Source organism: Rhodococcus sp. MH15 (assembly GCF_019266045.1).
GTDB classification, from domain to species: Bacteria; Actinomycetota; Actinomycetes; order Mycobacteriales; family Mycobacteriaceae; genus Rhodococcus_F; species Rhodococcus_F qingshengii.
The window spans coordinates 409491-435780 of sequence record NZ_LPNP01000071.1; the positions used below are offsets into that span (position 1 = coordinate 409491).

Sequence of the window (26290 nt, forward strand, 5' to 3'; positions counted from 1 at the left end):
ATTCAGTTTTTGCCGGCTCGCGCCCGCATCTTCTCGACAACTTCGGTGATGAACGTCGATACCGAGTCCAGCTGTAATACATACGACCAGTAGTCCGGATGAGTTCCCGACAGTGACGCACTCGCTCGCTCGATCCGTGCTAGTTGAGCATCGAGTACGGAGCCCCACTCCGCCACCAACCCTTGGTTAACAGCGAACATCTGGGCGTCTTTCAGCCGGAAACGAACCTCACGTTCCTTTTGGCTCGGATCTGCCCGGACTGCACGCAGAGTAGCGAGACGGTCCGTCACGGCGTCGGCACACGCTTCGGCGTCGGCGAGGTGCACGCGGGCTTCGGCCATCAAAGCCAGTGCATGTTCGGGGTTTCCCGCAGCCAGCGACTGCTTCGCTTCCTTGAGATCGATGTCGGCCTGATCGATATGCGCTCGGCTGCGACTGCTGTTGTCGACGAGGTCAGCAGAACTCGCGGCGTTGAACTCGCGCAGCAATGCGGAGTACGCCGGATCCAGGCGGTCCACTCGAGTGCGCACTGCCGACAACCTGGTCGAGACCGAGGAAATCGTCATCTCGGCACGGTGCTGGGTCGACGGGGCTTCTGCCAATGCTTCCTCGAGCGCCGATACCGCTTCGCGGACACTCTCGGCCCGCGTGCGGACTGCGTCGGCGCGACCGGATGAGCGCGCATTGTCGAGCGCTGCAACCGCGTCGTCGAGGTGTTCGGAGGCCGTCACCACCGACGGGTACTCGCGATAGCGCTGATCGGTGGCAGCCAGTTTTTCCCGGACGGCGTTCGCCAGGGTTCGGGCCTGCTGGCCGAGGACGGGAATGGCGGACATCGTGACCGTCGCCTGCTCGAGGTGCGCACGATGCCCGTTGTAGAAGGCGTCGACGCCCTTTGCCGCCTCGACGAGTTCGGCTACCGACTTTTCGAACGCCGCCCGAGCACCGTTCGGGTTCTGGTGGAGTACCTGATCGTTGCCATAGCGCTCGGATGTGTCGAGGTAGTCCGACGCAGCCTGGAAGCACCGATCCCGAACGGGTTCCCACGCAGCGCGCAGCCCTCGCTCGGGGTACAGCTCGGCGGAAGCGTCGACTGCTGCCGACGCGATGGTCTGCCGCTTGTCCATGTCGAGGAACGCCGAAACCATGGCCGTCTGCGCCTCCCGCGCACGACTGACCGACTCCCCCACTCTTGCCCCCCGATTGAAGCGCTCCGACCATCTTCCCACCACGATTGAATCCTACGGGTCCAGCACTTCGCTTCTCGGTTCGTAAGTCTGCTGTTACGGCGAACACACCGGAACTGCGGTTAGGGTGGTGGAGGTAAACACACTCCCAAGACGACTTCGCGTCGTAGTGGGCCTTGTCTCTCCTCTTGAAAGGACCCCTGAATGGGCGTCAGCTTGACCAAAGGCGGCAATGTCTCTCTCACGAAGGAGGCCCCGAACCTGACTGCAGTGGTCGTCGGCCTGGGCTGGGACGCACGTTCCACCACCGGAGCTGCTTTCGACCTCGACGCCAGCGCAATCGGCGCAGGCTCGAACAAGAAGGTCCTCTCCGACCAGCACTTCATCTTCTTCAACAACCTCCGTTCGCCCGACGGCTCGATCGAGCACAAGGGTGACAACACGGACGGCGAAGGCGAAGGCGACGACGAGCAGATCGACGTGAACCTCGCAGCGGTTCCTGCCGAGGTCGAGAGCGTTGTCTTCCCCGTTTCGATCTACGACGCAGAAGCTCGCTCGCAGTCCTTCGGCCAGGTCCGCAACGCGTACATCCGCGTCGTCGACAAGTCGAACGGCAACGAGCTCGCTCGTTACGACCTCTCCGAGGACGCTTCCACCGAGACCGCCATGGTCTTCGGTGAGCTGTACCGCAACGGTGCAGAGTGGAAGTTCCGCGCAATCGGCCAGGGCTACGCGTCCGGCCTCGCGGGCATCGCGCGCGATTACGGCGTCAACGTCTGATCTTCGCTCTCGACGAGCTGACTCGGGGAAGGTTCCGCAGTAGTCTGTGGAACCCTCCCCGTTTTCACGTTCGGATGCGGTGAGAGACCGCTTGCAGTAACCACTCTGCATTGACCAACTAGAAAGGGCCACGCTCCGTGGTACTGCGAATATTCGGTTTATCCATCGCAATTTCGATCCTCGCGATGATCGTTGCGTTCATCTACGGCGGACCCGAGGCACTGTTCCTCGTCATCATCCTGTCGATTCTGGAAATCTCGCTTTCCTTCGACAACGCCGTCATCAACGCCACTGTTCTGCAAAGAATGAGTGAATTCTGGCAGAAGATCTTCCTCACCATCGGCGTCATCATCGCCGTCTTCGGTATGCGTCTGGTGTTCCCGCTCGTGATCGTCTGGGCTGCATCCGGTCTCGGACCCGTAGCTGCACTCGACCTCGCACTGAACCCGCCTGCGGACGACGCCGCGTACTTCGCCAACGGCGAGCCGAGCTACGAAACCATCCTCACCGACGCTCACCCGCAGATCGCTGCCTTCGGTGGCATGTTCCTGCTGATGCTCTTCCTCGGATTCATCTTCGAAGAGCGTGAGATCACCTGGCTGTCCTGGCTGGAGAAGCCGCTCGCTCGCATCGGCAAGCTCGATCAGCTCTCCGTCGTCGTGGCCGGCATCGTCCTGGTTCTCAGTGGTTCTTTCCTCGCTGCTGACGACAAGGTCTCCACCGTCATGATCTCGGGCGTTCTGGGCATGATCACCTACATCGCGGTCAACGGATTGGGTGAACTGTTCAATCTGCCGGAAGAAGGCGAAGAGGAAGAAACCGCCAAGTCCGGCGGCCCCACGCAGCTCGCGAAGGCGACCGGTAAGGCCGGCTTCTTCCTGTTCCTCTACCTCGAGGTCCTCGACGCGTCCTTCTCCTTCGACGGCGTCATCGGCGCATTCGCCATCACAGCAGACCCGATCATCATCGCCCTCGGCCTCGGCTTCGTCGGCGCGATGTTCGTCCGTTCCATCACGGTCTTCCTGGTCCGCAAGGGCACGCTCTCCGATTACGTCTACCTCGAGCACGGTGCGCACTGGGCCATCGGCGCTCTGGCCGTCATCTTGATGGTGTCCATCGGCGTTCACATCAACGAGATCATCACCGGCCTGGTCGGTGTCTTCTTGATCGGCGCTGCTTTCATCAGCAGCCTCATTCGCAACAAGCGAATCGCGAACGCAGATCCGAAGTTGGACGAGAACACTCCGGCAACTGTCTGACGTTCTTTTTCACGAAACGCCCGCGACCAATTGGTTGCGGGCGTTTTGTTTGTTATGCCTGAATTGAAACTCTCTGCATTCCCAGCCGCGCGCCAATTGTTCCGCCGCGCGCCAAATTCAGCCTGCGGCTGAACAATTGCCCTGCGGGTGCGAAAAACCTATTCGTAAGGGAAACCATGAACGAGATAGTCATAGAGCGCGCAACGGACGAGGACGCCGCGGAAATCCTTGTTCTACAACGCTGTTGCTGGGTTTCGGAAGCAATCTCCAACAACAGCATGGACATACCCCCGCTCCACGAGGACCTACCCACGGTCCGAGCCTGGGTTCAGGAGTCGACTGTCTGGACCGCACGACGCGGCGGCCGGCTCGTCGGGGCCGTGCGAGGAACCGCGGACGGAACCGCATGGCAGATCGGTCGCCTCATGGTGGCACCGGACTTGGCGGGCAACGGCCTCGGCCGACGCCTCTTGCAGCACGTGGAACAGAACGCTCCGGAGCACATCACACGTTTCGAGCTGTTCACCGGAAGCAGGAGCCTGCGGAACATTCGCCTGTACACCCGAGCGGGCTACTCCCAATTGCCGCCGGACCCCAGCCACATCCCCGGAGTCGTCTACCTGTCCAAGCCGAACGCCATCAACTCCGACTGAACGGCGATACTGACTTCTGTGGTGAACATTCGCGTCGCAGCGCAGACAGACTTGCCGTTCTTACGTGAGCACGACTCACACATCGCAGCCGAGGAACTCGCGTCAGTGATCCAACGCGGCCGGATACTCGTCGCCGAGGACAACGGTAATCCAATCGGCTGGCTGCGCTGGGGCTTGTTCTGGGACGAGATTCCGTTCATGAACATGCTGACCGTCCTGTCTTCGAACCGCGGCCAAGGCATCGGGCGCGCTTTGGTCACAGATTGGGAAAAACGCATGAGCCGCGCGGGACACTCGCAGGTCCTCACCTCCACACTCGCCGACGAATCAGCCCAGAACTTCTATCGCGCAATGGGATACACCGACGCGGGAGTTCTGTTACTCCCAGGCGAGTCCTCCGAAATCTTCCTACGTCGAGACCTCGATACGACGACCGATCTGACCGATCCCCACATTACCCACGAGTAATATATGGTGGTCGTCACACCACGATCTCAGGGTGGGGCGTGGCACACCAATGTGGAGGACGAGTATGTCGTCAAGGGTTTTATCTCGCGCAGTTGTCGGAGTACTCGCGCTTGCACTGACAGGCGTCGGCGCACCGGTAGCGCTCGCGCAGCCAGTCCTTGCCAAGTCCCCCGATGACGGTTTCTACAGCTACGAGGGCGCGGCACCCCTCTCGTCGTACGCCCCGGGTGCGGTACTCGAGACTCGCACCGTGCCGTACACCGTGCTCAACATCCCGACCCCGATACAGGCAGTCCAGGTTCTCTACCGATCAACCGACGCCCTGGGACAGCCGTCCGCCAACGTCACCTCGATCCTGCGCCCGGCCAACGCCCAACCGAACAAAGTTGTTTCGTACCAGTCCTTTTACGATTCGCTGAACCCCGACGACAGCCCGTCGCGAGCCATCGCGGGTAACACCCCGATCGGCGACTGGACTCCCAGCGGACGCAACTTCAACATCGGCGGTACCTTCACGTCCATCGAGGCAGCCTTGTTCGGGCCGCTCTTCGCATTGGGCTACACGATCGTCGTCCCGGACACCGAGGGCCCGGATGCAAACTTCGCTGCCGGACCCGAATACGGGATGATGACGCTCGACGCTCTGCGTGCCGCCCGCGATGTCCCGGAAACCGGAATCACCGACGACGCAGAGATCGCGCTGATGGGTTACTCCGGCGGAGCGATCGCCACCAACTGGGCTTCGATACTCGCTCCCGCATATGCACCGGAGATCAACGACAACTTGATCGGTGCCGCGCAGGGAGGCGTGCTGGTCAATCCGGCCAACAACCTTCGCTACGCGAGCGGAAGCATCGGGTGGGGCGGCGTTGTCGGCATGGCAGTCGTCGGCGTTGCGCGTTCGTACGACATCGATTTCGGGAAGTATCTCAGCGACCGTGGACGCGACGTCATGGCTCGACTCGAAGACGCGTCCATCGGCAATGTGCTGGCACAGTATCCCGGACTGACCTGGCAGGATCTGGTCAAACCCGAGTACGCCGATCCCAATACGGTTCCCGAGTACGTCGATGTCGTGAACAAGATCAACATGGGCACCGCGGCGACACCGACCATTCCGATGTTCATCGCGCAGGCGGCCAACGGCACCATCGAGGGCACCCAACCCGGCGGCCCCGGTGTCGGAGCGGGAGACGGCGTGATGATCACGGGCGACGTCCGCACCCTCGCACGCAAGTACTGCGACGCCGGCCTGGCGATTCAGTACGACCAGTACGACACCATCAGCCACTTCCTCGGCGCCATGCTCTGGCTCCCCGGTGCGCTCGCCTGGGTCGACGACCGCTTGAACGGCAAGCCTGCACCGTCCAACTGCGCGAACATTGCACCGGGGAACTCACTTACGCCGCAAGAACATGCGCGCTGACTGACAGCGACCCCGAATCTACTTCGACGGCTCCACCTCCCAGCGAACGTGAGTCACCAACGGTTCCAGGCTAAGCCGGCTGACGGCGGATTCCAGGAGTCCGTCGTCACGCTCCGCGGCAGCCAGTTCGGCCACCACCCGCACGCGGTCGCTGTCCGGGATGTCGAAGGACTGCACTGACCGGAGCTGAAACTCGGGCCTCGAAATGGACTGCACGGTAAGACCTCTGATGTGAGCTTCGGCGTCGCCGTGACAGGTCACCTCGAAGGTGTAGTCCGCGGGTGGTTCTTCGCGTCCGGTTCGGGCAGGCTGGTGATCCATCATCCGACCCAACGGCCTCAACAGCGTGTTCGCCAACATGATTGCGCCGGCACCGAACACCGCGACCCAGTACATTCCGCCGCCTGCCAGTGCGCCGACGGCGGCAGTGGCCCACAGAGTGGCGGCAGTGTTCAGGCCGGTGACCGACGCACCCTGCTTCATGATCACTCCAGCACCGAGGAAACCGATCCCCGAGACGATCTGCGCTGCGACGCGCGTCGGATCAGCGTCCGGGCCCTGAAACCCGTACGCGCCCATGATGACGAAGAGCGTCGCACCCAAGCTCACCAACGCGTTGGTTCGCAGACCCGCCATCCTTGCGCGCCATTGCCTTTCGATCCCGACGGCAGCGCCGAGGACGAGCCCGAGCGCTATCCGCACAAGGATGACGTGGATTTCCACGGTGAACTCCTAGAGCCAGGTCGCGAATCGACGGATGAACATTCCTTTGGCCACCTGCGTGACGACGCAGTATGCCCCGAGGGTGAGGACCAGCCACGGGAAGTAGTTCCACGGCAGTGAAACCAACCCGAGGGAATGACCCCAGGACGTGAACGGGAACACCAGCGCGAAGACGCAGGCAGCGCCCGTGCTGAGCAGTACCGGCAGCGATGCACGCGACTGGATGAACGGGATCTTGCGGGTGCGGATCATGTGAACGATCAGCGTCTGCGAGATCAATGACTCGATGAACCAACCCGATTGGAACAGCGCTGCATGCTCGGGAGAGTTGGCGGCGAACACGAACCACATCAGCGCGAACGTCGAGATGTCGAAGATCGAACTGATCGGGCCGATGAACACCATGAACCGGCGAAGGCTCTTGGTCTCCCACTTGCGGGGCTTCGCGAGGAAGTCGTCGTCGACACGGTCCCACGGGATCGTGAGCATCGAGAGATCGTAGATCAGGTTCTGCAACAACAGAACTACGGGAATCATGGGGATGAACGGCAGCAGGGCGCTGGCGACGAGCACCGAGAAGACGTTCCCGAAGTTCGACGACGCAGTCATCTTGATGTACTTCTGAATGTTTCCGAAGGTACGACGCCCTTCGATGACTCCTTGTTCGAGTACGCCGAGGTCCTTCTCCAGCAAGATGATGTCCGCGGATTCGCGGGCGATGTCCGCCGCTGTGTCGACGGAGATGCCGACGTCCGCCGCCCGAAGTGCGGGTGCGTCGTTGACACCGTCACCGAGGAAACCAACCGTGTGGCCGACCCGGCGCAGCGATTCGACAATGCGTGCCTTCTGCATCGGATCCGTCTTCGCGAAGACGGTTGTCCGCTGCACCAACTCGTCGAGGGCGTCGTCGCTCAACGCTTCGATCTCGGCGCCGGATACAACGGTCCCCACGTCGATACCGACTTTGCCGCAGACGGTTTCGGCGACCAGTTCGTTGTCACCCGTCACTACCTTGACCGCGACTCCGTGGCTCGCGAGGGCTTCGATCGCCCCGGCCGCAGATTCCTTCGGCGGGTCGAGGAATGCCAGCAGCCCGACCAGGGTCATGCCCTCTTCGTCGGCCGTCGAGTACTCGCGGCGCTGCTCTTCGACGACTGTCTTGGTTGCCACCGCAAGCACTCGCTTGCCTTGACCGTTCAGCTCCGCGACCAGACGGTCGACTCGGGCCAGCCATCCCGGTGTCAATTGGTGGGTCACCCCGTCCAGTTCCACCGATTCACAGATCGAAAGGAGCTCTTCCACTGCACCTTTGGTTACGATCAGATCGGCGTCTCCGTGGTCGACCACCACGGAGAGTCGACGGCGCTTGAAGTCGAAGGGAATCTCGTCCACCAACCCGTGGCGACGCGAGATCTCCTCGACCACTTCGGGACCGGCGGCCTCGATCACCGCGTCGTCGAGAAGACTGCGCAATCCGGTCTGATTCACGGAATTGACCGCCGCTAGCCGCAATACGTCCTCGGACTTACGTCCGGCAGTATCGAGATGCTCACCGAGAACGATGCGGTCCTCGGTGAGAGTTCCGGTCTTGTCCGTGCACAGAACGTCCATGGCACCGAAGTTCTGAATCGCGTTGATCTGCTTGACGATCACCTTCTTGCGCGACATGTGGAGCGCACCCTTGGCCAGGTTCGCCGTCACGATGAGCGGCAACATTTCCGGAGTCAACCCCACCGCGGTGGCGACGCCGAAGAGTAGTGCTTGGCTCCAGTCCTTGGTCAGTCCGTTGATGATGAACACCGCGGGAACCATGATCAGCATGAACTTGATCAGCAGATAGCTGACACTGCGCACCCCGACGTCGAAGCTGGTTTCGGGTCGCTTGGACGCCAATTGTGCTGTCATGGCACCGAAGTAAGTCCGCTTGCCGGTGTGCACCGCAACGGCGGTGCCACTGCCCGACACGACGGAAGTACCCATGAACCCGATGTTCTCGGCTTCGAGCAGCCGATCGACGTCGATCCCCGACGACGGGTCCGCCGACTTCTCGGCCGGCATCGATTCACCGCTGAGCATGGACTGATTGACCTGTAGATCCTTGGCCCGAATGATGCGGACATCGGCCGGGATCATGTCGCCGGCGGCAAGCTGGACTACATCACCTGGCAGTAACTGCTCGATCGGAATCTCAGCCGTGACCACGGTGTTGTTGATCTTGCGGGTGGCCGCGACGGTCGTCGTAACCATCGCCTTGAGCGCCTCGGCGGCGCGGCTCGAACGGTATTCCTGCCAGAACCTCAGTGAGACACTGACAAAGATCATCAACCCGAGAGTGATGATGCCCTCGTAGGAGGGACCGTCTTCCGGGTCTGCCCACACCACGTCGGTCCCGACCATGATCAGGGCGAGGAATACCAGGATCAAGATGAACGGGTTCTTGAAGGCCCCCGCGAACTGCACGATTGCCGGCGCCGGGCGGTCGTGGCGGACATCGTTGCGCCCGTATTGCCGACGAAGATCGTCGATCTGATCGTCGCGAAGGCCGTTGGCCGTCGTGGTCAGATCGGCGAGGACGGTGCGCGTGTCCGAGGCCGAGTAGTCGACCAATTCCTGTGCGCTTTCCTTTGCCAGGACTGTTGAATGTGTTTGTTGTGCACTGTTTCTCGTGTGCCGTGGCCGCAATGCGAGAACGGAAAATGACATGACGAATCTCCTCGGCTGCCCGAACACGCCGGACCATGCCAGTGCATGAGGGCAGCAGAATGCGCTGAGCGACAATGGAAGTCGTCAGCGGACGCGGCAAAGCCGCGCAGACGAAGCCGAGGATGCAAAGAGTCAGTGACTGAAGAGCAAAAGACCGGGGTGAGCATCGTCGGCAAGAACAGAAGGATGGGTCGAATATCGACTCGGCGGGTCGTCCACGATGGTCACCTCCTGAAAGTTCGGGGCGTCCGATGACGCCACAATTGTGTGCGCACAGCACACGCCAGGAGAACCGAATATCGACGTACTCTCGCCTTCGCCGGAAGAAACCGGCATCAAGCTGCGAAAACACCTCCACGTCCGAGTTTTGGCACTGCACGACGTGTCCCGATCGCGACCGGGAAGCCACTTTGGATCACCCCTTAAGCCGGGGAGATCTGTCCTAACCTTGGGCGTCTCTCGACGTCGTGAGATCAGTGGCCTGTGTTCGTGCAGAAGCCTCACCTAACGAGGTACTGCACCCAGAGGGTAGTTCTCAAATCCGTTGCCTGTCAACCGAGCAACTCAGACGGCGGACAATCCTGCCCGTGCGACGGCGCCGGCGAAGAGTGCCGTCACGGCGGCACCCATCACGCTCTGATCAACTTCTTCCGGATCCACCGAGTGTTCGAGAACGAGCCCGGATATCAAGGCCATCAACGAGATTGCAGTGGTCCGCACATCGAAGGAATCGTCCACTCCCCATTCACGGGCACGTTCACCGATCAACTCCACGAGTTGACTGCGCAAGTGGCGACGCTCACGTAAGTACGCCTGAGCGATCTGCGGATCACGCCCGGCGAGCACTCCGAATTCGAGGACGAGAAGCGACCACCCCGGGTCGTCGACCATCCACGTGGCAATGGCCTCGCCACCTTTGCCCGCCGCGTCGGACGGGTTCATCCCGGCGATCTCGGCGAGCACCCGGCCGGCCAGTTCGAGAGACCGCTGCGCGAACAGTTCGGCGAACAGATCCTGTTTCGATTCGAAGTTGGAGTAGACGGCCCCCTTGGTGAAGCCCGCTCGGCGAGCAACTTCAGTGAGACGTGCAGCACTGAATCCGCGCTCCGCAAACTCTTCCGCCGCAGCGTCGAGCAGTCTTTGCCGCACCACGTCACGTCCGGGGCGGGTTACCGGCGTCCAGTCCGGTTGACGAGATTCAGTCACGATACCTAGAGTATTCAATACCTCGGGTATTGACAAGCTCTTTACTTTCGACAAGATCAGGACTCTTCGTGACCACTACGCATCCGGCACACGCCGCACCAGACAACAGCTCCACCCACGACGAACACCACCACGACAATCTGCTCGTGAAGTACGGCGCACCCAAGGTGATGGCCGCGTTGTTCGTCGGCGTGCTCCTGCTGCAGATGGGCTTCATCCTCAGCTACGTCGCCGCCTTCCATCAGCCGACTCCGCGAGACATCGAAATCGCGGTCATCGCCGATCAGGGCACACCCGACGGCATGGATCAGCAGATCGCCGACAAACTCAACGCCATCGACGGCAGCCCGCTCGACGCTCAGGTGGTCGACAGCACGGCGACCGCTCGCCGCATGATCAACGACCGAGAGATCCAGGGCGCGTTTGTCATCAACCCGGCCGGGCCGGACACCCTGATCACCGCGAGCGCGGGCGGCAGCTCCATCGCGACGTCACTCGAAGCGGTGTTCACGAAGGTCGAGGCGACACAGGACCGACAGTTCGTCGTCCGCGACGAGATCCCCGTCGGAGCACACGACAACCGCGGCCTCTCCGGCTTCTACCTCTCGGTCGGCTGGGTCGTCGGCGGCTATCTCCTTGCGGCAGCCATCGGACTGTTCATCGGTGCGCCGAAGACTCTCCGCCAGGCAAGCGCACACACGGGCGTGATCGCGATCTACTCGATCATCTCGGGAGCCCTCGGCGCCCTCATCACCTCACACGTACTCGGAACCTTCGCCGGCCACTGGTTCCCGCTCTGGATCCTGGGAACAGCCGTGGTGTTCGGCACCGCCATGTTCACACTCGGATTGCGCGCCGCCATCGGCGTTCTGGCAGTCCCGCTGGCTATCGCCGTCTTCGTGATCCTCGGCAATCCCAGTGCGGGAGGCGCATTCGGCTCCAACGTGATTCCCTCGTTCTACGCCGCCATCGGCCGGTGGATCACACCCGGCGCCGGCACCGAAGGCGTGCGGAGCATCGTCTACTTCAACAACGTCGGCGTCGGCCAGCCTGCTCTGACGCTGTTCCTGTACGCGCTGATCGGTGCGGTCATGCTGTTCGGCTTCACGATCCGTCGTAACCGAAAGTCCACCGACACGACGCCGACTCCAGCTGTGGCGAACGCCGACTAGTCCTAGTCTGAACTCATGACGAGCCTCCTCCACCCCAACGCCTCGCACGTCGCCGAAACACTGATCTCGCGGGGTCACCACGGCGTCATCGTCACGCAGCCCGACGCCACGCACACCGCGGCCGAGGCAGCGGCGGCCGTCGGGGTGGAGGTAGGCGCGATCACCAAGTCACTGGTGTTCCTTCTCGACGACGATCCGGTCCTGCTGCTGGTCTCCGGCGCGCATCAGGTGAATCTGAAGGCCACCGGCGAACGCCTCGAAGGCAAGCTCACGCGGGCGCCGCTGGAGATGGCGAAGTCCGCGACGGGCCAGCCGATCGGTGGGGTCGCTCCGCTCGGGCATCCCACCAACCTGCCGACGTACATCGATACCGCCCTCGAGCAGTACCCCGAGTTGTGGGCAGCCGCCGGGCACCCCAACACGGTCTTTCGCACGACGTACTCCGAACTCCTCCGAATCACCGCCGGCCTCGCCGTCGACATGGACTGAAGCACTTCATCCAGCCCGGTCCGAAACCACTCAGACGTGCGTCCACCTATAGTTGGACGCACCATGTGCACTGCAACCAGGACCCCGGCCGGCAACCACTGGCGTCGACGGCACGTAGATCTGTGCCGCACCGACGCCTGTCTGTGTATGCCGAGCGCAGTCACCTCGACCACACCGCACACCTCGAGTTCCAGCCGGAGAGTTCCCGTTGTCTGACAAGCCGAATGCCGTTTCCAGCCACACCACCCCCGACGTCCCCGAAGTAGCGGTGACGCCCGAGTTGTCCACCGGCATCTGCGCCGGTGACTACCGCGCTGCGCTTCGCCGCCACCCCGCCGGTGTCACCGTCGTGACCCTCGATTCGGGTACCGGCCCGGTGGGTTTCACCGCCACCTCGTTCTCGTCCGTCTCCCTCGAGCCGCCGCTCGTCTCGTTCAACATCGCGGAGACGTCGTCGAGCATCAATGCACTCAAGGCAGCCGAGTCCTTGGTGATCCACCTTCTCGGCGAACATCAGCAGCATCTGGCCCAGCGCTTTGCGCGTAGTGCCGATCAGCGTTTTGCAGACGAGTCACTGTGGGCAGTGCTCGACACCGGGGAGCCGGTGCTGCACGGCACCCCCAGCTGGATGCGCGTCAAGGTCGACCAGCTGATCCCTGTCGGCGATCACACGTTGGTCATCGGTCTCGTCACGCGGGTGCACGCCGAAGAGGACGACGAATCCGCTGCCGCGCCCCTGCTCTACCACGAGGGCAAGTACTACCGCCCGACTCCGTTGGGTCAATAGACAACTGTGCGCCTTTATTAACCGCCCGCGGTTAATAAAGGCGCACAGCAAGTTAGAGCGCTACGTACTTGGTATCGAGATACTCGTCGATACCCTCGGTTCCGCCTTCACGGCCGAAGCCCGATTCCTTCACCCCACCGAACGGCGCGGCAGCATCGGAGATCGCGCCGCGATTGACGCCGACCATGCCGGTGTCCAGCTTGGCCGAGACGCGCATCGCCCGGTCGATGTCGCGGGTGTAGAAGTACGCCACGAGGCCGTATTCGGTGTTGTTCGCAGCCGCGATCGCTTCGTCTTCGGTGTCGAAACCGACCACTGCCGCAACGGGTCCGAAGATCTCTTCCTTCAGCAGGCGCGCATCGGCGGGCACCTGGTCGAGGACCGTCGGGGTGAAGAAGAATCCGGGGCCTTCGGGTGCCGATCCACCGGTGCGAACGCGAGCACCCTTGGACACGGCGTCGTCGACGAGTCCGGTGACGGTTGCGAGCTGCTTGGTGTTGATCAGCGGTCCGATGTTGGTGCCCTCGGCGTCACCGGCGCCCACCTTCAAGGCCGCAACCTTGGCGGTGAACTTGTCGGTGAACTCCTCGCGCACCGAGTTGGCGACGTAGATGCGGTTGGCCGCGGTGCAGGCCTCGCCGCCGTTGCGCATCTTCGCGAGCATTGCGCCGTCGACAGCTGCGTCGATGTCGGCGTCGTCGAAGACGATGAACGGCGCATTGCCACCGAGTTCCATCGACGTGCGGAGCAGCTTGTCAGCAGCATTGCGCACCAACAACTTTCCGACGCCAGTGGAGCCGGTGAAGGTGACCTTGCGCAGACGCGCATCTTCCATCAGCGGTCCACTGATGGAGGCCGCGTCGGACGTCGGGAGGATCGAGAGCACACCGTCGGGCAGACCGGCATCGGCGAACACCTGACCGAGGAGCTGCATGGTCAGCGGCGTGTCCTCGGCGGGCTTGACGATGATGGTGCAACCGGCAGCCAGCGCCGGTCCGATCTTGCGTGTGCCCATGGCGAGCGGGAAGTTCCACGGGGTGATCGCGAGGACCGGTCCGACGGCTTCCTTGGTGACCAGGATGCGACCGTTGCCGGCCGGAGCCTGCGTGTAACGTCCGCCGATGCGTACTGCTTCCTCGCTGAACCAGCGCAGGAATTCGCCGCCGTAGTTGACCTCACCGCGGCTCTCTGCCAACGACTTACCCATTTCCAGGGTCATCATCAGCGCGAAGTCCTCGGCGCGGGCGTGCAGCAATTCGAAGGCGGTGCGCAGAATCTCGCCGCGTACACGTGCCGGAGTGGCCGCCCAGTCTTCCTGCGCCGCAGCGGCGAGGTCGAGCGCACGGATACCGTCGGCAGCGGTGGCGTCGGCTACCTGGGCGAGTTCCTCACCCGTTGCCGGGTTGTAGACCGCGAAGGTCTTCTCGGCCGGAACGAGCTTGCCGCCGAGCCAGAGACCCTTGGGTACCGAGTCGAGAAGATCCGAGACGTTGGACATGTCAGTTCCCCTGTGCTGCAGTGCGGATGGCGGTCTCGAGGACGGTCAACGCGTCGTCGAGCAGCTCTTCGGAGATGACCAGCGGCGGGAGCAGACGGATGACGTTGCCGTAGGTACCGCAGGTGAGGATCACGACGCCGGCAGCGAGGCATTCGGCGGCGATCTTCTTGGTGATGTCGGCGTCCGGCTCCTGCCCACCGGGCTTGACCAGCTCGATGGCGAGCATGGCGCCGCGACCGCGAACGTCGCCGATGACGTCGAGTTCCTTTGCCAGTGCGTTCATTCGGCCGACGACGGTCGACTCGATGGTGCGTGCGCGGCCACAGAGGTCGAGCTCACGCATCTGGTCGATGGACGCCAATGCAGCGGCGCAGGCGACGGGGTTACCGCCGTAGGTGCCACCGAGGCCGCCGGGGTGGACAGCGTCGATGAGCTCGGCGCGGCCCGTGACAGCGGCGAGCGGCATGCCGCCTGCGATGCCCTTGGCGAGCGTGACCAGGTCGGGCACGATGCCCTCGTGATCGCTGGCGAACCAGGCGCCGGTACGAGCGAAGCCTGCCTGAACCTCGTCGGCGATGAAGACGACGCCGTTCTCCTTGGCCCACGCGACGAGCGTCGGGAGGAATCCTTCTGCGGGAACGATGAATCCACCCTCACCCTGAATGGGCTCGATGAGGATGGCGGCCGTGTTGGCAGCGCCGACCTGCTTCTCGATCATCGTGATGGCGCGCTGTGCGGCCTGCTCACCGGTGATCTTGGAGCCGTCGACATTGAGGCCCTCGCGGTACGGGTAGGACATCGGGACGCGGTAGACCTCGGGGGCGAACGGACCGAAGCCGCTCTTGTACGGCATGGACTTCGAGGTCAGTGCCATCGTGAGGTTGGTGCGGCCGTGGTACGCGTGGTCGAAGACGACGACTGCGTCGCGACCGGTCGCGTGACGGGCGATCTTGACTGCGTTCTCGACAGCTTCTGCGCCGGAGTTGAACAGCACGGAACGCTTCTCGTGGTCACCGGGGGTGAGTTCGGCGAGACGCTCGGCGACCTCGACGTAGCCCTCGTACGGAGCGACCATGAAACAGGTGTGGGTGAAGTGCGCGACCTGATCCTGAACCGCGGACACGACGGCCGGGTTGGAGGCGCCGACGCTGGTCACCGCGATACCGGCACCGAGGTCGATCAGCGAGTTGCCGTCGACGTCGACGATGACTCCGCCGTCTGCGTCGGCGACGTAGACCGGGAGGGTGGATGCGACGCCGGCGCCGACGACCTTCTTACGGCGTTCGGCGAGCGCAGCCGAGCGCGGGCCCGGGAACTCCGTGACGATGCGACGCTCCTGCGGAAGCCGGTATTCGATTGCACTCATGTGACCACCCTCTCGGTTGTGTATTGCATTCGAGTATGCGACGCGCGAAGCATCGCAAGCACTGCCGAAATGGATACCCGGAGCTCCAGGGCTACTCCATATCGGCAACGACAGCTAGCCTGATCAGGTGACGGTTCCGATCTCGTGGCTCTTGCGCCAGAAACACCTCTCGCTGGCTCTGCTCACCGACCGAGCAGCTGCCACCCACCCCGTCACGTTTGCGCAGGCCACAGAGCTGACGGACCCCACCCCGTGGCTTTCCGGCGGCGAATTGGTGCTCACCACCGGGCTGGCACTGGTGGGCGCGGACGCCACCGACTACAGCGAGTACATCGACCGTCTGGCCGCCGCAGAAGTATCGGCTCTGGGTTTCGGGACCGGCCTTTCCCACGAGAGTGTGCCCGCAGACCTGATTGCCGCCGCCCGCAGTCGCGGGCTCCCTCTGCTGGAAGTGCCGTTCACGACCCCGTTCGCGGCGGTCACGCGCGCGGTGATGACCCGTCTGAGCCAGCAGGAATACGAATCGGTACTCCGCGCGGCAGAAGTACAGACGCGCATCACCCGCGTTGCACTGCGCGGTGGCGTGTCGGCGATCGTGCGTGAACTGGCCACGGCCACAAAAACTTCGGTGGCGTTTGTCGGTGATCGGATCACCGCGGTGCATCCGGCAAACCAGAAGTCGTTGATCACCGAGGTTCGCGCGGTCGCGGCCACCACCCGCGATCCCAACGCTCCGGCGTCGATCTCGCAGAGCACACCCGAACGGACGCTGACACTGTCCCCCGTCGGCGTCACCGACAGTTGGCACGGCTACCTCGCCATGGCGGGCGCCGGGCCCCTGAGCAATATCGACAGAGTGTTGCTCGGGCATGCGGTCTCGCTGCTCACTCTCGAACTCGAGAAACCGGTTCGACTACGGGCCGAGCGAACTCGACTCAACGCCATGGCTTTCGGGCTCTTACTCGACGGCCGAATCCCCGAAGACAGTGTGCCGTCGTACTTGGACGAGGCAAGCGACACGCACGGCAACATTCGTGTCGTCCACGTTCGCGGATCCGGACTCGGCCCAGTTCTTCGCGAACTCGACAACGCTCTCGCGCGAGCAGGCCGGCCGTTGTTCGCGCAATCCGAGGACGGTTCGCTGACCGTCCTCCTCCGCGGAACCGACACAATCGACACCGCCAAAACACTACTGGCGCAGCTCTCCCCCACCGAAGCGAAAGCCGTGCGTGCCGGAATCAGCACCCCTCACCGTCTTCTCGACGCACCCCGCGCACTCGTCCAGGCCCGCGCCGCGGCCAACCTCACGACGGCTACGGCGCGTATTCTCGAGTTCGACGCTCTGAGTGGTTCGACGATTCTGGCATCCGAGTCTGCCCGTGAGGCATTGATCGCCATGGCTGCGGACACCATCCCGGTGCTGACGGAACACGACCAGGCACACGGAACCGCACTGGCCGCGTCTTTGCGCGCCTATCTCGAGGCAAACGGCCAATGGGAGTCGGCTGCAGCCGAACTCGGTGTTCATCGGCACACCCTCCGAGGTCGCATCGCACGCATCGAGGAACTGCTGCAATGCGACCTCGGGCAGGCCAGGGTCAGAGCCGAACTGCTGCTATCGCTACTCGCCTGGGAGGGCCGCTGAACGCTCCGCGGCGTGTACCGAAGCGAAACTGGACGCACCGCGAACGAGTAGTTCGAGTTCGGCGTCGACCGTGCAGAGACGGGCGGTGTCCAGCGCTCCACTGCGGCTCACGCTCGACATCAAAGCCGTGAACCGGCGCACCGTTTGCGGATTGGCGGCGGTCCACAACTCGACGACCTCCGGAATACCTTCACCGAGCGCACCGGACACGAGGTCCGCGAAACGCGCCGTCAACCTGGCATGGACGGCAGCGCTGCCCATGACCTCCCAATGCGAGGCACCGACGGCGACGTCGACGCCGCCGAGAACATCGCCCAGGTCGAGAGCGTCGGAGAGTTCCCGATAGATCGCGGCTGCGGCCGCGGCCGTCGTATTCTCCTGCAGTGCAATGTCTGCCAGGGCGAGCGCTCCGAAAGACGCCTCGATGCGCTCGCTGGCCGACAAACCGTCGGTGAGTTCCCGCACCGGGGCTGCCCACCGATCGATGTCGGCGCGCGGGTTCACGGTGAACCGGCCGGCTGCTCCCGGACGACGCAACACCCAGCTCATCTCGGATTCCAACAACTGCTGCAAGCGATCGAGAGCCTGCAACTGCTCGGTGGCGCGCAGCTCCGAGTTCAAGATCTCGCGCCGAAGTTCCTCGGTGCCGAGCACTTCGCTGACCACTGCGTAGGCCAGAGCCGCTTCCGGACTGTGGACTCCGAGGTGTTCCTCGAGCCGGAACAGCACGCCGGGTCCGACGCGGTTGACCAGTTCGTCGACCACCGAGGTGATGATGATGTCGCGGCCCAACCGATGTGCGCGGACCGCGTCCGGTGCTGCCTCGACGACGGAGAGCGGGAAGTACTGCGGGAGACGATCGGCGAAGATCTGATTGTCCGGGACGGTCGACGCCCCCAATTCCGCCGTCAGCACGTTCTTCGACTGCGCCACCAGCACAGCAAGTTCCGGACGGAGTAGGCCCTGCCCGGCTCGCGCCCTGACCGCCAGCGCCTTGGCGTCGGGCAGAGATTCTTCCAGTCGCTTCATGGCGCCCGCCGAGACGAGGTTCTCGATCAACCGCTCGTGCTGATCGAGCAGGGCCGGTGCGCGGTGCTCGGCCAGGCTGATCGCGAGGGTCTGATCTTCACTGGCCTCGAGCACCGATGCGGCCACCTCGTCCTGGGCCGCCGCGAGTAGTTCATTGCGCGAGGTCGAGTCCAACGCTGCGAGTGCGATCTTGATGTTGACCTCACGGTCCGAGGTAGCCACGCCGGCCGCGTTGTCGATGAAGTCGGCGTTGATTCGGCCTCCGCCAGCGGCATATTCGATGCGGGCACGCTGGGTGAAGCCGAGGTTGCCGCCCTCACCGACCACCGTCGCACGCAACTCGTCAGCGCTGACGCGAACTGCGTCGTTGGACGGATCGGCCGCGTCGACGTTGCTTTCGGTCGACGCTTTCACGTAGGTACCGACGCCGCCGTTCCACAACAGGTCCACCGGAGCACACAGGACCGCTCGGATCAGTTCCTGCGGGGTCAAGTTTTCCTCGGTGATTCCGAGGGCCGCACGCGCCTCGAGCGGAAGGCGGATCGACTTCGCGCTCCGCGGCCAGACGCCACCGCCCGGCGACATCACGGTGCGATCGAAGTCGTCCCAGGACGAGCGCGGCACGGTGAAGAGGCGAGCGCGTTCGGCAAAGCTCGTCTCGGTGTCGGGGTTCGGGTCGATGAAGATGTGGCGGTGATCGAATGCCGCGACCAAACGGATCTTGTGCGAGAGCAACATTCCGTTGCCGAACACGTCGCCGGACATGTCACCGATGCCCGCGACGGTGAACGGATCGGTGTCGACGTCGAGGTCACGCTCGGCGAAGTGGCGTCGTACCGCTACCCAGGCGCCGCGAGCGGTGATGCCCATCGCCTTGTGGTCGTATCCGGCCGAACCGCCGGAAGCAAAGGCGTCGCCGAGCCAGAAACCACGCTCGACGGCGATGCCGTTCGCGACGTCCGAGAACCGTGCGGTCCCCTTGTCTGCTGCCACGACGAGATAGGAGTCTTCACCGTCGTACTCGATTACTTCTGCCGGGTGTACCGCAGCGCCGTCGACGATGTTGTCCACCACGTCCAGCAAGCCGCGAATGAAGGTGCTGTACGACTCCTGCACCTGCGCCGGGGTTGGTGACGACGTGCCCCGAACCACGAACGCGCCCTTGGCACCCGAAGGAACGATCGGGGAATTCTTCACGCTCTGGGTCTTCATGAGGCTCAGGGCCTCGGTGCGGTAGTCCTCGTATCGATCCGACCAACGCAGGCCGCCACGGGCGACGGAGGAACTACGCAGATGAACGCCTTCGACATTGGGTGCGCTGACGTAGATCTCGCGGAAGGGAACGGTCTTCTGCGGGGTGGAGAGCAACTGCGAGTCGATCTTGAACGACGCGTACGGCAGCGGGTCGCCGGACTCACCACGCAGGTACCAGTTGGTGCGCAGAGTCGCCTGCAGGAACGAACGAACGCCGCGCAAGACGCGATCCTCGTCGAGAGTGTCTGCATCGTCGACTGATTCGTCGATGGCCGCCGCCGCGGTGGCCACTGCTGTCTCCCGCAATCCTGCTACGGCGGGATCGAAACGCGCAGTGAAGAGTTCGATTGCCTGCCGTACGAAGAGTGGCTTCGCTGCCAACACTCCGACGATGTAGCTCTCGGACAACCCGATACGAGCCTGAGCGAGGAAACGGCACGCAGCGCGCAGCAACTCTGCGTCGCGCCACGTGATGTCTGCTCGTCCGATCAGACTGGAGAATGCGTCCATCCGGGTCTGTCCGGCGATGACGGCTTCGAAGGCGTCCGCCATCTTCTCCAGCGCACTGCCGTCGAAGGTGCTCGGCTCGAAGGTGAAGTAGTGCGCCGAACCCAGAACGGTCGGAAGGGGGCGGTGCGTCGAAACTCGGAGTCCGAGGGACTCGAAGTTCTCGCACAGATCGGAGAGGGAGGGCTCTCCGGACGGCCACAGCACCACACAGGTCAGATCGTCACTGCTCAGGGCATCGCTGTTCAAGTCGTCGCCCTGACGGAAGACGAGTCGCTGGCCCGCTGCTGCCAATTCGGCGACCAGTTCGAGCGCCGGGTCACCGGATCGATCACCGCCTGCCGGTCTCGATTCTGCAGCTGCGGTCTTGGTCGCCGATGATGTGCTCGCCATTGAACACCCTCCTGGAAATTATTGGATCCGAACACTTTCCAGTGTTGCGTGGATCACCGGAAAGAGGTCGTGCCCGATAGGAGTACCAACCCCCATCGGGCACGACATTTCGGCAGTTGCGGTGAGCTCAGTCGCCCAACCTGATCGGAGCAAGCTCCTCGAACACGTCGCCGGGTCCGGGATTCTCGGCAGGCGCAGCGCCGCCGAGATGGTTGACGACGCCCCATACCGCGTTGATCGCGGTCTGGATCGCGCCCTCAGCCCAGCCGGCGGTCCACGACACGTCGTCACCGGCGAGGAAGATTCCCCGATGACGCGGTTCGAGATCATTCTGCACGAAGTGGGAGAACAGGCGCTCCTGGTAGCGGTAGTGCCCCGGAAGGTTCGCCTTGAATGCGCCCATGAAGTCGCGCTCGGTTTCCCACGACAGCGTCACCGGGCTCGAGATGATGTGGCTGCGGAAGTCAACGCCGGGGTAGATCTCTTCGAGAGAGCGCAGCATGATGTTCATGCGCTCGGTGGCGTCGAGCGCCAGCAGCTTCAGCGAATCGTCCGACCAGGTGTACGACAAGCAGATCAGGCCTGGCTTGCCCTCGCCTTGATCCAGCAGGTAGGTGCCGCGACTCATACGGTCGGTCAGTGTCATCGACACCGAATCACGGCCGGTCACGGGGTCCTTGTCCTTCCAGAACGGGCGGTCGACGAGAACGAACACCTTGGTCGAACCCATGTAGTGAGTTCGCTCGATCGCAGTCCAGTGGTCGATCGGGAACAGATCGTCGTCACACCTGATATTGTTCAGCAGCATCCAACTCTGCACTGTCACAACGGCACTCGCATACGTGCGAATGAAACCTTCGGAGTCCGTCACCGTGATGTTGCCGGGCTCGGTACGCCGGAGTTCGGTGACGCGGGGACGCGTCTCACCGTCGTTGAGCGAAGCGACCGTAGTACCGGCAGGCCAATGCGCCATGTGCGCCGGGGCGCGGTTCCACAACCGCATCGGCAGCTGCTGCGATCCACCGACGATGCCGCGGTGGTCGTCGTCGGCGGCCGTGATGACCACACGAAGGATTTCGAGGATCGAGTTGGGGTAGTCGGTATCCCAACCGCCCGTACCGAATCCGACCTGTCCGAACACTTCCCGCATGTGGAAGGACTTGAAGTGCTTCGACGCGGCGAGGAATCCGTAGAACGTCTGGTCGTCGTAGCGCACCACGAGGTCGTTCCAGATCCGCTTGATTTCTGCGGTGTCGCGGTCACGAATGGCCTGCTGCAACGGAATCAGATCGGCATGCTCTTCGAGAGTGCGCTGCCAGGCCTGCGCCACCTCGGTGTAGATCGGCGGCAGATCCTCGAGAGTGTGCGCGTAGTGGCTCTCGCCCTTGAGATCGATGACGGTGCTCGGCGTGACCTCGGCAAGGGGATTGGGGAACTCTTCGGTCTGCAGACCCAGTTCGTTCAGGTAATGGAACAACGTTGTCGACGACGGTGGGAAACGCATTGCGCCCATCTCGGCGACAACCCCGGGGTGCCCGTCGAACTCGACCGACCGCATCCGGCCACCGATCTGATCAGCTTCGTAGACAATCGGTTTGAGACCGATCTTGAGCAACTCGTAGGCCGCGATCATGCCGGAGAGTCCGCCACCGATCACGGCAACTTCGGTACCCAGTGCCAGATCGGGCACCGAGCCGAGTCCCGCCGGACTGGAAACGTAGTCGTCGTACGGGAACGGAAAATCCGGTCCGAACATCGTGAGGGGCGGCTGCTTGCCGGGTTCCGAGGAACTGTCCGGAGCTACTGGGATGGTCATCTACGGTTCTCCTTGGAGACAGTCGTGACAGGAAGGTCTGGATACAGATCGAGGCGTCGATCGTCGAGATGTGTATTGAGAGTGCGCGATTGCGCGACGGTGGCGGCGGCGATGTCCGCGAAGAGCAATTCCTGGTCGCCGCCGGCCCTCGCCAACTCGGCACCGTCGGGCGCGATGGCGCACGAGAGACCGCAGTAGGTCAGCTCGGTTTCGGCACCGCAGCGATTAACGTAGGTGACGAACATCTGACTCTCGTATGCGCGGGCCGGAACCACTTGCTGCGCAATGTGTTCGTAAGGAGTCATCAAGCCTGTCGGCACGATGAGCCATTCTGTACCGGCGTCGGCGTGTGCCCGAACCGCTTCGGGAAACTCCACGTCGTAGCAGATCAACAATCCGCAGCGGATACCCTCGAAATCGAACCCGACCACCAAGGTCTCACCTGGCCGAAAGTGCTCACGGTCGAGCGTGCCGAACAGATGCGTCTTGCGGTAGTGCGCAAGCGAAGTGCCGTCGCGGTCCACCACCTGCACACTGTTGTAGACATCTCCCCCGTCGAGTTCGGGGTAGCCGTAGACGACTGCGATGCCTGCACTTCGAGCAATCTCGGCGACGGAATCGAAGATCGGGCCGTCGGCCGGTTCCGCGCGTAGCGACACCAGTTCGCCGATGTCGTAGCCGGTTGCGGACATCTCCGGCGTCAGCAGGATCTTCGCACCGGATGCTGCAGCCTCGCGGGCAGCAGTGTCGATTGCAGCGAGGTTGAACTCCACCGACGCAAAGGTGTCAGGGGTGGTGAGCGGACCTTGGAACAGGCCAACTCGAACTGAATCGACATGCATGGTGCGCTCCTTCAGGAGTTCCGTGACGCCAATTTTCGACGGTGTGTGTGACGGGGACAACTACCAGCGTGACGGGTGCCGCCAATCATGTCAACTCTTGTTTCCTAAGAATCAACATTCACGGATTCGAGTCTCGCGAAGGCGACGCGCGTGGCCCTTCCGGCAATGCCGGATTCAAGACCCACAGAACCTTCGCCAGAACCGAGCCTTCGGCCTGAAAACTATGGTTGTGCGTCGGCGTGAATGTGAAGGAATCGCCCGCCGCAAGTACGACGTCTTCGGCATCGACGGCCTCACCGTTCGGATCCGTCCGACCGCCCTCGAACGAGACCCGCAAGCCGCCCTCGAGCACGTGCACGAAGTTCACGTCGATCGGCAGACTGTAGAACTCCCGACCACTTCCGCCGCCTGGTTCCAGCTCGCCGAGCAGCACCTGAATTCGACGCTCGTTGGTAGGCGTGAGCAGGTACTCCGTCATCTTTTCGCCACCGAAGCTGATTTGCGGCATGGCGTCGGCGCGGACTACTTCACCGGCGGACGCATTCTCGAACAGGGATCCGACGGGGATCTCGAGCACCGCGCACACCTTTATCAGGGTCGCCACCGACGCGTTGACGTGATCGCGCTCGAGTTTCGAGAGATACCCCTTGGTCACACCACAGGCCTCGGCCAGGTCGTCGAGGGTCAACCGCTTCGATTGACGTGCCGCCTTGAGCCTCGCCCCGATGCGCGGTCCGACCGGCTCGACCGCTTCCTTCGCCTTGGCCACTGAACCCACTCCTTCACGACCGCCGTGTCCCTTTCAGGAAACAGGGGTTGACAACCGAGCCTCTTGAAGAAACCATACTTGCTCAGAGAGCTACATCACTGAAGGGCGCCCGGTGTGCGCCGAATCGAGAGCAGGGACCTCTGCACATGGCTACCAACAACCCCGGATCGTTCATCGGACCCGTCGACGCCACGCGCGTCCCCCGCTACGCCGAGCCGACCACCTTTGCGCGGCTCCCGCGCCTGGACGAGGTCTCGCGCGCCGACGTGACGATCCTCGGCATCCCCTTCGATTCGGGTGTCAGCTACCGCCCCGGTGCCCGGTTCGGTCCGGGGCACATCCGCGCTGCGTCGAAGCTCCTGCGTCCGTACAACCCGGCGCTGAAGGTCTCGCCCTTCGCCAACCAGCAGGTAGCCGATTTCGGCGACATCGGCGTCAACCCCTTCGACATCCAGGAAGCTCTCACGACGGTTCAGTCCGCCGTTACCGACCTGCGCGCCGACGGTTCCTCCGTGCTCACGCTCGGCGGCGACCACACCATCGCACTGCCGATCCTGCGCTCACTGGCCCGCGATCACGGCCCGATCGCCGTCCTGCACTTCGACGCTCATCTCGACACCTGGGACACCTACTTCGGTCAGCCTTTCACCCACGGCACCCCCTTCCGCCGCGCCAGTGAAGAGGGCCTGATCGACATGGAGCGTTCGCAGCACATCGGCATCCGTGGACCGCTCTACAGCGAGAAGGACCTCGAAGACGACCGCGTCCTCGGCTTCCAGGTGATCCGCAGTGACGACTACGAGGTCGACGGTGTCGCCAGCATCGTCGAGCGCATGCGTAAGCGCCTCGACGGTGGGCCGGTGTACGTCTCCGTCGACATCGACGTACTCGATCCCGCCCACGCTCCGGGCACCGGAACACCCGAAGCGGGCGGCATGACCTCGCGCGAATTGTTGAACACACTGCGTGGGTTGGTGGGACTCAACGTGGTCGGCGCCGACATCGTCGAGGTAGCGCCGGCGTACGACCACGCCGAGATCACCGGTATCGCAGCGGCCCACGTCGCTTACGAGTTGCTGTCGGTGCTCGCACTCAATCGCTGAAGCAGCACAACGGTATCCGTCGTGTGATGCATCTCGGGGTTCGCGGGAAGATCACGTTCCCGCGACTCCGAGACCAACACCTTCCAACCATCGGTGAACAGCGACTCCACGTATTCGGGTGTATGGAGCATGGCCCGATGGTGCTCGGTCGGCGACTCGTGAGGTGAGTGGCCCACGATCAGCAAATGCCCGCCGGGCGCGACCAGATCTCCGAGAGCACGGAACAATTCCCCGCGCGCGGGTTCGAGCATGTGGAAGAACTGCGCGGACACCAGATCGAACGAGCGCCCCTGCGGATCCCACTTCGTCAGGTCGGCTTCCAGCCATTCGATGTCGACGCCCTCGCCCTCGACGTGAGCCTGGGCGCGGCCGAGCGCAACCGACGAGATGTCGGTGCCGGTGACCTTCCACCCGCGACGCGCCAACCACAAAGCGTCGGCACCTTCGCCGCAACCGACGTCGAGTGCCGTGCCCGGTTCCAGGTCGGAGGCTTCGGCAATCAACTGTGGGTTGGGATTTCCGCTCCAGCGCGCGGGGCGTTCCTCGTACAGCGAGTTCCAGAACTGTGCGTCCGCCTTGGCGTACGGATTCTCGGTGGTATCGGAGTTTTCGTGGTGATTGTGGTGTTCGTGGCTCATGCACCCAGGATGAACGACCTTCCACAACTCACGCAACCATCTTTGCTGAAACAGCAACTTCTCCATTTCGACGCCCTGCTAACGTCACGTCGTGGCCGGTGGATTTCCCGTGTTTCGTCTCTACTGCAACTCAGCAGGCCCATACGTTTTGTGTTGTGCGCATTTCCCCGAGTTCACCGGTTCGAACTCGGACGAAGAGTTCAGCGTCCAGCAGAGCTTCGACCGCGCAGTCGAGAAGATTCTGCGCGATGCATCCTTCGAACCGACTACCTTGACTTTGGTCGGCGAGCAGCAGGGCTATCCCGTCGGAGATCGACTGTTCGATACGACAATTCCGCGTACCGGAACCGTCTCGTACGCGTTCCAAGAAGCCGGACCGCCGTGGATCGTTCTCGGCCTTGATGTTTCGGCGGACGAATTCTGGTCCGAAATCGACGACGACGCAGACCTCCACGGTCTCGGCCCCACCTCCCCGTTGAGGTCAGTTCCAGCAACCGTGCTCACGGAGACCGGGTGGCCACGACGAAGTGACCTCGACTCCCCGTGAACTGAACCAGAACTCCAACCTTCGTGAAAT

General features: G+C 63.0%; 22 protein-coding genes and 1 riboswitch. Of the genes, 11 read left to right on the plus strand and 11 right to left on the minus strand.

Translation table 11 applies throughout. The features are described from left to right. Positions 1-2: 2 nt before the first annotated feature. Positions 3-1148: a hypothetical protein gene (locus ATN37_RS20950; RefSeq protein WP_007727045.1), complete on the minus strand. Its 1146-nt coding sequence runs from the start codon at positions 1146-1148 to the stop codon at positions 3-5. 243 nt (positions 1149-1391) lie between these two features. Here ATN37_RS20950 and ATN37_RS20955 point away from each other — a divergent pair, with 243 nt between their 5' ends. The 5 genes from ATN37_RS20955 to ATN37_RS20975 all read left to right on the plus strand — a co-directional run bounded on the left by ATN37_RS20955 (position 1392) and on the right by ATN37_RS20975 (position 5773). After that, positions 1392-1967 carry a TerD family protein gene (locus ATN37_RS20955; RefSeq protein ID WP_003941199.1) on the plus strand — a complete coding sequence of 192 codons (576 nt, stop codon included), beginning with the start codon at positions 1392-1394 and terminating at the stop codon, positions 1965-1967. A gap of 137 nt (positions 1968-2104) precedes the next feature. Then, entirely contained in the window at positions 2105-3226 is a 1122-nt protein-coding gene (locus ATN37_RS20960) for a DUF475 domain-containing protein (RefSeq protein ID WP_003941145.1), read from the plus strand. Between the two features lie 176 nt (positions 3227-3402). Then, positions 3403-3879, plus strand: coding sequence for a GNAT family N-acetyltransferase (locus ATN37_RS20965; protein WP_042922718.1), 477 nt, complete (start codon positions 3403-3405; stop codon positions 3877-3879). A gap of 18 nt (positions 3880-3897) precedes the next feature. Beyond that, entirely contained in the window at positions 3898-4347 is a 450-nt protein-coding gene (locus ATN37_RS20970) for a GNAT family N-acetyltransferase (RefSeq protein ID WP_050655992.1), read from the plus strand. 64 nt (positions 4348-4411) lie between these two features. Next, on the plus strand, positions 4412-5773 hold the full coding sequence (locus ATN37_RS20975; protein WP_218695572.1) for a lipase family protein: 1362 nt from the start codon (positions 4412-4414) through the stop codon (positions 5771-5773). 18 nt (positions 5774-5791) lie between these two features. Here the strand turns inward: ATN37_RS20975 and ATN37_RS20980 are convergent, their stop codons facing one another. The 3 genes from ATN37_RS20980 to ATN37_RS20990 all read right to left on the minus strand — a co-directional run bounded on the left by ATN37_RS20980 (position 5792) and on the right by ATN37_RS20990 (position 10405). After that, positions 5792-6496 (minus strand): MgtC/SapB family protein, encoded by a 705-nt coding sequence (locus ATN37_RS20980; RefSeq protein ID WP_003941187.1) that lies wholly within the window; start codon positions 6494-6496, stop codon positions 5792-5794. Positions 6497-6505: 9 nt separating this feature from the next. Further along, entirely contained in the window at positions 6506-9199 is a 2694-nt protein-coding gene (gene mgtA / locus ATN37_RS20985; RefSeq protein WP_218695573.1) for a magnesium-translocating P-type ATPase, read from the minus strand. 345 nt (positions 9200-9544) lie between these two features. After that, positions 9545-9718: riboswitch (M-box (ykoK) riboswitch) on the minus strand. Between the two features lie 45 nt (positions 9719-9763). Then, complete coding sequence (locus ATN37_RS20990) at positions 9764-10405, minus strand: TetR/AcrR family transcriptional regulator (protein WP_218695574.1); 642 nt, start codon at positions 10403-10405, stop codon at positions 9764-9766. A gap of 68 nt (positions 10406-10473) precedes the next feature. On the opposite strand from ATN37_RS20990, the gene ATN37_RS20995 reads away from it, so the two are divergent. The 3 genes from ATN37_RS20995 (at position 10474) to dszD (ending at position 12853) form a co-directional block, all read left to right on the plus strand. Continuing rightward, complete coding sequence (locus tag ATN37_RS20995; RefSeq protein WP_003941129.1) at positions 10474-11577, plus strand: membrane protein; 1104 nt, start codon at positions 10474-10476, stop codon at positions 11575-11577. Between the two features lie 15 nt (positions 11578-11592). Beyond that, complete coding sequence (locus ATN37_RS21000) at positions 11593-12066, plus strand: YbaK/EbsC family protein (protein ID WP_003941167.1); 474 nt, start codon at positions 11593-11595, stop codon at positions 12064-12066. 208 nt (positions 12067-12274) lie between these two features. Further along, positions 12275-12853, plus strand: a complete 579-nt coding sequence (gene dszD / locus ATN37_RS21005) for an NADH:FMN oxidoreductase DszD (protein ID WP_063315097.1) — start codon at positions 12275-12277, stop codon at positions 12851-12853. Between the two features lie 52 nt (positions 12854-12905). On the opposite strand, the gene ATN37_RS21010 is transcribed toward dszD, so the two are convergent. After that, on the minus strand, positions 12906-14351 hold the full coding sequence (locus ATN37_RS21010) for an NAD-dependent succinate-semialdehyde dehydrogenase (RefSeq protein ID WP_058227969.1): 1446 nt from the start codon (positions 14349-14351) through the stop codon (positions 12906-12908). Position 14352: 1 nt separating this feature from the next. Further along, entirely contained in the window at positions 14353-15717 is a 1365-nt protein-coding gene (gene gabT / locus ATN37_RS21015) for a 4-aminobutyrate--2-oxoglutarate transaminase (protein WP_007727077.1), read from the minus strand. A gap of 127 nt (positions 15718-15844) precedes the next feature. On the opposite strand from gabT, the gene ATN37_RS21020 reads away from it, so the two are divergent. Continuing rightward, entirely contained in the window at positions 15845-17362 is a 1518-nt protein-coding gene (locus ATN37_RS21020; protein WP_007727079.1) for a PucR family transcriptional regulator, read from the plus strand. Here ATN37_RS21020 and ATN37_RS21025 read toward each other — a convergent pair. The 4 genes from ATN37_RS21025 to ATN37_RS21040 form a co-directional block, all read right to left on the minus strand. After that, positions 17339-20545, minus strand: a complete 3207-nt coding sequence (locus ATN37_RS21025) for an NAD-glutamate dehydrogenase domain-containing protein (protein ID WP_218695575.1) — start codon at positions 20543-20545, stop codon at positions 17339-17341. The genes ATN37_RS21020 and ATN37_RS21025 overlap by 24 nt on opposite strands. Positions 20546-20672: 127 nt before the next feature. Then, positions 20673-22361, minus strand: coding sequence for an NAD(P)/FAD-dependent oxidoreductase (locus ATN37_RS21030; RefSeq protein ID WP_007727084.1), 1689 nt, complete (start codon positions 22359-22361; stop codon positions 20673-20675). Next, complete coding sequence (locus ATN37_RS21035) at positions 22358-23203, minus strand: carbon-nitrogen hydrolase family protein (protein WP_054827723.1); 846 nt, start codon at positions 23201-23203, stop codon at positions 22358-22360. The genes ATN37_RS21030 and ATN37_RS21035 overlap by 4 nt, the downstream gene beginning before the upstream one ends. Before the next feature lie 118 nt (positions 23204-23321). Next, positions 23322-23972: a helix-turn-helix domain-containing protein gene (locus tag ATN37_RS21040; protein WP_218695576.1), complete on the minus strand. Its 651-nt coding sequence runs from the start codon at positions 23970-23972 to the stop codon at positions 23322-23324. A gap of 146 nt (positions 23973-24118) precedes the next feature. Between ATN37_RS21040 and speB the strand changes: the two genes are divergently transcribed. Next, positions 24119-25075, plus strand: a complete 957-nt coding sequence (gene speB / locus ATN37_RS21045; RefSeq protein WP_003941134.1) for an agmatinase — start codon at positions 24119-24121, stop codon at positions 25073-25075. On the opposite strand, the gene ATN37_RS21050 is transcribed toward speB, so the two are convergent. Beyond that, positions 25039-25713, minus strand: coding sequence for a bifunctional 2-polyprenyl-6-hydroxyphenol methylase/3-demethylubiquinol 3-O-methyltransferase UbiG (locus ATN37_RS21050; protein WP_007727092.1), 675 nt, complete (start codon positions 25711-25713; stop codon positions 25039-25041). The genes speB and ATN37_RS21050 overlap by 37 nt on opposite strands. Positions 25714-25804: 91 nt before the next feature. Between ATN37_RS21050 and ATN37_RS21055 the strand changes: the two genes are divergently transcribed. Next, on the plus strand, positions 25805-26260 hold the full coding sequence (locus tag ATN37_RS21055) for a hypothetical protein (protein WP_228401782.1): 456 nt from the start codon (positions 25805-25807) through the stop codon (positions 26258-26260). Positions 26261-26290: the final 30 nt, after the last annotated feature.